Annotated in this window: 10 protein-coding genes and 1 tRNA gene; 9 read left to right on the top strand and 2 right to left on the bottom strand. The window is 68.5% G+C overall.

What is annotated here, in order from left to right; translation table 11 throughout:
- Window positions 1–27 precede the first annotated feature (27 nt).
- Entirely contained in the window at window positions 28–840 is an 813-nt protein-coding gene (locus tag B141_RS0134690; RefSeq protein ID WP_020579781.1) for a CPBP family intramembrane glutamic endopeptidase, read from the top strand.
- Between the two features lie 87 nt (window positions 841–927).
- On the opposite strand, the gene B141_RS0134700 is transcribed toward B141_RS0134690, so the two are convergent.
- Window positions 928–1,428, bottom strand: a complete 501-nt coding sequence (locus tag B141_RS0134700; RefSeq protein WP_020579782.1) for a hypothetical protein — start codon at window positions 1,426–1,428, stop codon at window positions 928–930.
- Between the two features lie 51 nt (window positions 1,429–1,479).
- Here B141_RS0134700 and proS point away from each other — a divergent pair, with 51 nt between their 5' ends.
- The 3 genes from proS to B141_RS44430 all read left to right on the top strand — a co-directional run bounded on the left by proS (window position 1,480) and on the right by B141_RS44430 (window position 3,884).
- Window positions 1,480–2,910 carry a proline--tRNA ligase gene (gene proS, locus B141_RS0134705; RefSeq protein ID WP_026257849.1) on the top strand — a complete coding sequence of 477 codons (1,431 nt, stop codon included), beginning with the start codon at window positions 1,480–1,482 and terminating at the stop codon, window positions 2,908–2,910.
- 116 nt (window positions 2,911–3,026) lie between these two features.
- Window positions 3,027–3,097: transfer RNA gene (locus B141_RS0134710), tRNA-Gln, on the top strand.
- A 307-nt stretch (window positions 3,098–3,404) separates the two neighbouring features.
- Window positions 3,405–3,884, top strand: a complete 480-nt coding sequence (locus B141_RS44430; protein ID WP_202806027.1) for a hypothetical protein — start codon at window positions 3,405–3,407, stop codon at window positions 3,882–3,884.
- Window positions 3,885–4,124: 240 nt separating this feature from the next.
- Here the strand turns inward: B141_RS44430 and B141_RS0134720 are convergent, their stop codons facing one another.
- On the bottom strand, window positions 4,125–4,520 hold the full coding sequence (locus B141_RS0134720) for a RidA family protein (protein WP_020579784.1): 396 nt from the start codon (window positions 4,518–4,520) through the stop codon (window positions 4,125–4,127).
- Between the two features lie 136 nt (window positions 4,521–4,656).
- Between B141_RS0134720 and B141_RS0134725 the strand changes: the two genes are divergently transcribed.
- The 5 genes from B141_RS0134725 to B141_RS0134740 form a co-directional block, all read left to right on the top strand.
- The gene (locus B141_RS0134725; protein WP_020579785.1) at window positions 4,657–5,637 is read left to right on the top strand and encodes a helix-turn-helix transcriptional regulator; all 981 of its coding nucleotides are present in this window, start codon (window positions 4,657–4,659) and stop codon (window positions 5,635–5,637) included.
- Entirely contained in the window at window positions 5,634–5,774 is a 141-nt protein-coding gene (locus B141_RS50010) for a hypothetical protein (protein ID WP_157181513.1), read from the top strand. Before B141_RS0134725 ends, B141_RS50010 begins: the two co-directional genes overlap by 4 nt.
- A gap of 36 nt (window positions 5,775–5,810) precedes the next feature.
- Window positions 5,811–5,978: a mycothiol-dependent nitroreductase Rv2466c family protein gene (locus B141_RS53130; protein ID WP_420313619.1), complete on the top strand. Its 168-nt coding sequence runs from the start codon at window positions 5,811–5,813 to the stop codon at window positions 5,976–5,978.
- Between the two features lie 526 nt (window positions 5,979–6,504).
- Entirely contained in the window at window positions 6,505–7,005 is a 501-nt protein-coding gene (locus B141_RS44435; RefSeq protein ID WP_237742886.1) for an RICIN domain-containing protein, read from the top strand.
- 233 nt (window positions 7,006–7,238) lie between these two features.
- Window positions 7,239–7,507, top strand: a 269-nt coding sequence (locus B141_RS0134740) for an alpha/beta fold hydrolase (protein WP_020579788.1), incomplete at its 3' end; no start/stop codon positions are given.

The raw sequence follows: 7,507 nt of genomic DNA on the forward strand, positions 1-7,507 counted from the left end.
CCCGGCCGGTCCCGATAGCGTGCGCTCGTGGGAAACGGCGTACGTACCTGGCTGGCACCCCGGCGGCCAGGGCAACCCGCGGTGATCAGCGACCCGGCCGAGCGGCGGGCGGTGACCATCGAACTGGTCCTGGTGTTCAGCATGACGCTCGGGCTCTCGGGGTTGCGGAGCCTGCTGTCGTTGGTGGACTCCCTGCTGCGGCCAGAGCCGCTGAGCAAGCAGGCGGTGGCGCTCAACGTGTCCCGCGCCAGCCAGCAGCTGCTCGACCTCGCGTTCCAGCTCGTCGGCGTGATCCAGCTGGCCGCGTGGGGTGGCATCGCGGTCTACCTGCTCTGGCGGACGCTGATCCAGCCGCGGATGATCGGGCTGGATCCGAACCGCCTCGGCCGCGACCTGCTGGCCGGCGCCGGGCTCGCCGCGTTGATCGGGATCCCCGGACTCGGGCTCTACCTGGGCGCCCAGGCACTCGACCTGAGCCTCACCGTGCAGCCGACCACGCTGGGCGATCACTGGTGGCGTACGCCGACACTGATCCTCTCCGCCGCCGGGAACGCCTGGGCCGAGGAGGTGCTGGTGGTGGGGTACCTCCTGACCCGGCTCCGCCAGCTCGGGTGGGCCGAGAACGCCAGCCTGCTCGCCGCCGCCGTCCTGCGCGGGTCGTACCACCTCTACCAGGGGTTCGGCGGCTTCGTCGGCAACGTGATCATGGGGCTGATCTTCGGGCGGTACTGGCAGCGCTCCAACCGTCTGTGGCCGCTGGTCGTCGCGCACACACTGCTCGATGTGGTGGCGTTCGTCGGGTACGCCCTGCTCAAGGGCCACCTGTCCTGGTTGCCCTAGCCTCCGGCCTGCGTTGCCGTTTTGGGTCGGGGGCGCCCTTGGCCAATAGAGCCGTACAAGGGTGCCCCCGACCCAAAACGGCGACGGTCAGAGAATGCCGGTGCGGTCGGCGTAGCACTGCTCGAAGCGAGCATTGTCCCTGGCCAGTGGGATGCATTCCTGCGCCCGGTCGGCCCAGACGAACCCCAGGATGATCGTGGCGATCGCCAGCGCGAGCGCCGTGGCGGCCGCCGGTCCGTTGGTCGCCCGCCCACGGTAGACGCGGACCAGCCCGGTGATCGACAACGCGAGCCCGAGCGCGGCCAGCATGACGGCGCCGGCCCACGCGACAAGGAGGCTGCTCCCGAACGCCGCCGTCGCCAAGACGAGCGCCACCCAGCCCGAGGCGTTCAGCGGTGGGCGTTCTGGGCGTTCGGGGTGTTCGGGGTGTTCGGAGTCGGGCAGGGTCGCGTCGGCGGCGGCCTGGTCGCCCACCGGCGCGGCTGCGGCGTCGTCGGGCTCCTCCCGGAGCGGACGATCGGGGGACGCCGGCTCGGGGATGCGGGGAGCCGGCTGATCTGGGCGACGAGGGTCGGCGTCGGAGGTCATACCGCAGATTCTCGCTCGTGCCGGACGGGAGCTTTCACCTACTGTCGGTCCATGGAGAGGTCAACGGGCAAAGCCGGGGTTCTGACGCCGCAGGCGGCTGACTTCCCGCGCTGGTATCAAGAGGTGGTGGCCAGGGCCGAGATGGCCGACAACGGCCCGGTCCGCGGCAGCATGGTCATCCGACCGTACGGCTACGCCGTCTGGGAACGCATGCAGGCCGCGCTGGACGCCCGGATCAAGGATGCCGGTGCCCGCAACGCGTACTTCCCGCTCCTCATCCCGCAGAGCTACCTGCAGCGCGAGGCCGAGCACGTGGAGGGGTTCAGCCCGGAGCTGGCCGTCGTCACGTACGCGGGCGGCAAGCCGCTGGAGGAGCCTGTCGTCGTACGCCCGACCAGCGAGACGATCGTCGGCGAGTTCATGGCGAAGTGGGTGCAGAGCTACCGCGACCTGCCGCTGCTGTTGAACCAGTGGTCGAACGTCGTCCGCTGGGAGCTGCGCCCCCGGCTCCTGCTCCGGACCAGTGAGTTCCTCTGGCAGGAGGGACACACGGCGCACGCGACGCGGGCCGAGGCGGCGGCGTACGCGCGGCGGATCCTGCACGAGGTGTACGCCGGCTTCATGGTCGACGTGCTCGCGATCCCGGTGGTGGCGGGCATGAAGACGCCGAAGGAGCGGTTCGCCGGCGCGGTACACACGCTCACCTGCGAGGCGATGATGCGCGACGGCAAGGCGCTCCAGATGGGGACGAGTCACGAGCTGGGGCAGAACTTCTCGCGTGCCTTCGACATCCGGTACCTCGACGCGGCGGGCGAGCGGCCCTACGCCTGGACAACCTCGTGGGGTGCCTCGACCCGGATGCTGGGCGGGCTGATCATGACGCACGGCGACGACGCCGGGCTGCGTATCCCGCCGGCGCTTGCCGCGACGCAGGCTGTCGTCACGGTGGTGAAGGCTGGCGAGGGGGTCGCGGCGCTCGCCGGCAAGCTGGTGTCGGAGCTGCGGTCGGCCGGCGTACGCGTTGAACTCGACGACCGGGTCGATGTCGGGTTCGGGCGGCGGGCCGTCGACTGGGAGCTCAAGGGCGTGCCGATCCGGGTGGAAATCGGGCCGCGCGACGTCGCCGCCGGGTCCGTGACCGTCGTACGCCGGGTTCCGGGTACCAAGGTGCCGGTGCCGGTCCCGGCCGTGGTGGCGGAGATCGGCCAGGCCCTCGCCGCCGACCAGGACGCGCTCCTGCTCGAGGCTCGTGCGGTCCGTGACGGGCGTACCGTCGACGTCGCGAGCGTCGGGGAGGCGGTCGAGGCCTCGGTCGACGGGCAGGGATGGGCGCGGATCCCGTGGTCGACGCTGGGCGCCGAGGGGGAGGAGACGCTGGCGGCGAACGCGGTGACGGTCCGCTGCCTGGTCCGCCCCGATGGGAGCGTGCCGGAGTCGGAAGATGAACCTGGGCTGATCGCCCTGGTCGGCCGGGCGTACTGACCGCAGCGCCGCGGGGCCGGTCTCGTGGCGGGGCGGCTCGCTTCGAGCGGGTTCACCCCTTCGACCCAAACCGGTGGGAAGGTCAGATTGGGCTCCGCGTAGGCTGTGGGGCGCCTTGGGGCGTCGTCTAAGGGCAAGACCTCAGATTTTGGATCTGATGATGGGGGTTCGAGTCCTCCCGCCCCAGCTCGCGTCTGACCAGCACATATGAGTCGCCCGCCGGCTCGGTGGGCGACCCATTGTCAACGGATCTGTCAACGGTAATGCATTGGTCGCTGACCTGGACGAAGCGCTCTAGCCGCGGCGCCTATCGACTCCTCCGGAACGGTCGTCCCGCTGCGGAGCCGGACCGACCGTTGAGCGCAGCTCGGCGACGGTGATACCTGTTTGCAAGCCGTCGCAGACACCGCCAAGTTGCGTAGAGGAACGCGCAGCTAGCCACTGAGACGTCGGGGGCGCGGATGCGCCGCCCACCGAGCTGCTCGGAGAAGCTGGTGTCTGCGTGGCGGGCGCGGGCGATCAAGATGTACCCCTCGGACTTCCGTGACGCGAGTGAGGACGTGCGGATCACGTTGCTCGCGGTGCGGTGCTGTGCTGTGCTCGTCCCGTCCGGCGGAGATCATCGACGCCCTGGTCGACTTGCTGGTCGCCTGGTCCACAAGATCAACGACCGTGCCGAGCGGCGGGTCGAGAAACAGCTGACGGCGGAGTTGAAGAAGGTCCGGGGCAAGGAGGGCATCCTCTTCAGGCTGGCCGAGGCCGCGGTCGGCAAGCCGGACGAGGTCGTACGGCGGGCGCTGTATCCGGTGGTTGGGGAGAAGACCCTGCGCGAACTGGTGCCGAGGCGACGTCGATGCTGGCCCTGCACCTGCCCCAGTCCGCGCTCGTCCACGTCAACACCCCGCTGGTCCAGCATGTCTTGGCCGAACCGGCCTGGGCGAAGAAGCTCTCGGACGAGGACCGGCGCGGCCTGACCGCGCTGTTCTGGTCGAACGTCAACCCGTACAGCACCTTTCACCTCAACATGGACAAGCGCCTCGACCTGGGGCCAGCCGCCGCCGTGCCCCGCCCCGCCCCCGGCGGATGCCGCCGCCCACTCCGCACGGAGCACCGCCATGCCCGCCGAACAGATCGGCGGCTGAACCAGCATCGACAACACACCTGCTGCTCGTGCCGGTTCGACCGGCACGAGCAGCGGAGGCTGCGAGGTCGCATCACGCGACGGCGGTCCCCTCAAGTTCGACCATCTGGCCGGGGATCGCCAGCCGTGTCACCCCGAGCATCGTGGTGGTCGGCGCCACCCTGGCGGCGCCCAACCGTGCCGCCAGCACGCCGTAGTGCTGGAAGAGCAGATCGACGTCGGTGGTGTAGACGTTGAGCCGGACGAGGTTCGCCAGAGACATGCCGGCCTCGCCGAGCACGGCCTCCAGGTTGTCGAGGCTCAGCGCCAATTGGGCCGCCATGTCACCGTCATGCTGGGGCTTACCGTCGCTGCTCATGGCGGTCTGCCCGGAGCAGTACAGGGTGCGGGTGTGCCCGGAGACGACCTCACCCTGGTTGAATCCCATCTCCACCGACCACGTCGCCGGATTGACTGCCGTTCGTTCCACTGCCACATCGGCTCCATTCGATTCATCGGGCGTACGTACGTCCATCGGCTCGGTAGCCGCCCATCTTTGACGTCGTGTTGAGAGCCTCCCAACGAATCACGACATCCTGTGTCGTGTATTCCGGTAGCGTCTTCGTATGCGCGCCGACCGGTTGGTCTCGCTGGTGCTGCTGCTGCGCCAGCGCGGCCGGCTGTCCGCGGCCACGCTGGCCCGCGAGCTGGAGGTGTCCACCCGCACCGTGCTGCGCGACATAGAGGCGCTGTCCACAGCCGGCGTCCCGGTCTACGCCGAACGCGGCCGGCACGGCGGTTTCGCATTGCTGCCCGGTTTCCAGACCGAGCTCACCGGACTGAGCCACGACGAGGCGCTCGCCCTGCTGGTCGCCGGATCACGGCGCGGCGCGCAGGTATTCGGCCTCGGCTCGGCGCTCGCTTCGGCCATGCTCAAGGTGGTTGACGCGCTGCCCGAAAGCTATCGGGACTCCGCGGCCGGCGCGGCGCAGCGATTACTCATCGACCCGGAGGCTGACCTCCTCTCGCGCCGTGTGGTCGCTGAGGAGGTGCCCGACACCATAGTGGCCGAGGTCCGGCGCGCAGTGTTCGCCGGACACAAACTGCGCATCCACTACGCGGCTGTGGACCAGACCCCTAAGTGGCGCACGGTGGACCCGATCGGCCTGGTCACCGTACGCGACCAGGGCTACTTGCTGGCCACGAGGTCGGGCGCGGACCGCACCTACCGGCTGGACCGGGTGTTGGCCGCCGAGGAACTCGACGAACCCGCACAGCGACCAGACCGAGTCGATCTGGACCGGGCCTGGCAGGAACGCAGCACGCGGTTTCGGACCGGCGGCGACCAAGTCGCCGTGCTGGTACGGGTGAACCCGGCGCGGCGGGAGGACCTGGTCGGCACCGCGCTGGCCGTCCGCACCGAAGAAGCCGACGCCGACGGCTGGCTGCGGCTGGAGGTGACCTTCCAGGATCCGCGACACGCCGAATGGGCGCTGTGGCAACTCGCCACGAACGCGGAAGCCCTGGCCCCGCAGTCGTTGCGCACCTCCCTGCGCAACCGCGCCGCCGCGATTGCCACCCGCTACGGCGACTCATCTTGCGAGTGAGAAGCAATCTCATTCGGCCAACCAGGTGGACTCCCGCCCGCGTTGCCACCGCCATCCGGATCGAGCACGGACACGCCGCGCTCGGCGCGTTCTACGACGCACTATGGACCGAGTCCGATGGCACCGAGCGGGAATGAAAGGGCGACATCAGCGAAGCACTACAACGCTCCGACCTGCCCCCTGGGCTCGCTGAGGCCGGTACATCCACCGACTACGACGCCGAGCTGCGCGCCTCCCACCACGCCGGCGTCGACCGCATCGGAGCCGAGATCGGCACACCTGTCCTGGTCATCACCACACCCGACGGCGACCAGCAGGCCCTCTTCGGGCCCCGTCCTTGACACCGTCCCACCACGCGAAGACGCGCTGCGCCTTTGGGAGGCTACGGTTCTGATGACCAGCATCCCGACCTTCCGCGAGATCAAACGCTGACCAGCCCGTCGTTCGGCGAGGACTCAGCGATGCCCTCAGCCCTTTTGGGGCCTGCACCGCGAGCAGCGAGGAGCCTCACCAACGCGGGGTGGCGCCGCCGCGGCGTACCTCAGCCGGCTGAGCAACGCGAGATCCGGCCGCTGTCCACTGATATTCACCTTGCCTGCGCCTGCCACCCCGCCTGATCTCGAGGCCCAACAACCCGGTGAGAGCGCGGTGACAGCGCGGTGGGAGAGCCGTGGGAGTGGGAGTTGGTCTACTCGTTGGCGTGTGGCGGATCTCCTGCGGCCAGCGTCATCGTGCCCCTGTGTGGACGGATGGCCCCAGGGAGAGAACCGTCCCCGCGTTCCAAGAAAGTCGAGCGAAGGGAAGATCATCGTGGTGCGGAGTATCGGGCTTCGTCGTGGATCGGTCATGCTTGCGGCGGTGCTCGGGATGGCCTTCGCCACGCTCATAGGGGCGTCGGGCCAGAGCGAGGCGAGACCCTTCGACGATGGGTCTGTCACGGCGCGGACGGCGGAGCGTCAGGCCGAGCCAGCCAAGCAGGCCCAGGCCAGCGGACCTTGGTATACCTGGAGGTTGCGCAACGGCTACACGCGTAAGTGTCTGGACCACAGTAGTTCCCGTGGCCTGCGCGGTTTCGACTGCAACTTTGGACCCAACCAGATATGGGACATCTATTCTGGCGGAGCAGGCACGCAGATTCTGAAGAACCGCGCAACTGGGAAATGCCTCGACCACAGCAATAGCTACGGTCTACGAGCAATCACCTGCAACGGGAGCACTTACCAAGCCTGGTGGTATCGCAGCAGCGAGTCGTACAAGAATTACAGGACCGGTCGCTGCCTGGACCACAGCTTCAGCTATGGCTTTCGGGGCTATGGGTGCAACGGCAGCAGCTACCAGCGGTGGGAAGCGGGTTATGTCAGTTGGTAGGGGCCGCCGGTTGGCCCATGCGTGCTCATCTCTGCATGGTGGGGCGGCTCGGCTTTCATCCGCTTGAAAACTGGAGAACACTCAGCCCCGGATACGTGTATCCAAAGGCAGGCCCCGGGGATCCAAGTTGCCGGGGCCTTTCTCATGCCCAGATCCGCTGTCCAGGGCCAGACGGGCAGGTGGCGGTCTGGATCGGGATCTGAGCAGCAGAAGGGGGCAGGGTGGCTACATTCGTGTTGATCCACGGCGCTGGCGATGTCGGATGGTACTGGCATTTGGTGGAGGCCGAACTACATGCGCGAGGCCATGAGGCCATCGCGCCGGATCTTCCATGCGATGACGACTCGGCCGGCCTGACCGAGTACGCCGACACCGTGGCTGAGGCGATCGGCGATCGGACCAATCTGATCGTTGTCGCGCAATCTTTCGGCGGCTTCACCGCCCCGCTTGTCTGCGACCGGGTGGCGGTGGAACTTCTCGTCCTGGTCGCGCCCATGATCCC

This window comes from Actinopolymorpha alba DSM 45243, from assembly GCF_000373925.1.
Classification (GTDB): Bacteria; Actinomycetota; Actinomycetes; order Propionibacteriales; family Actinopolymorphaceae; genus Actinopolymorpha; species Actinopolymorpha alba.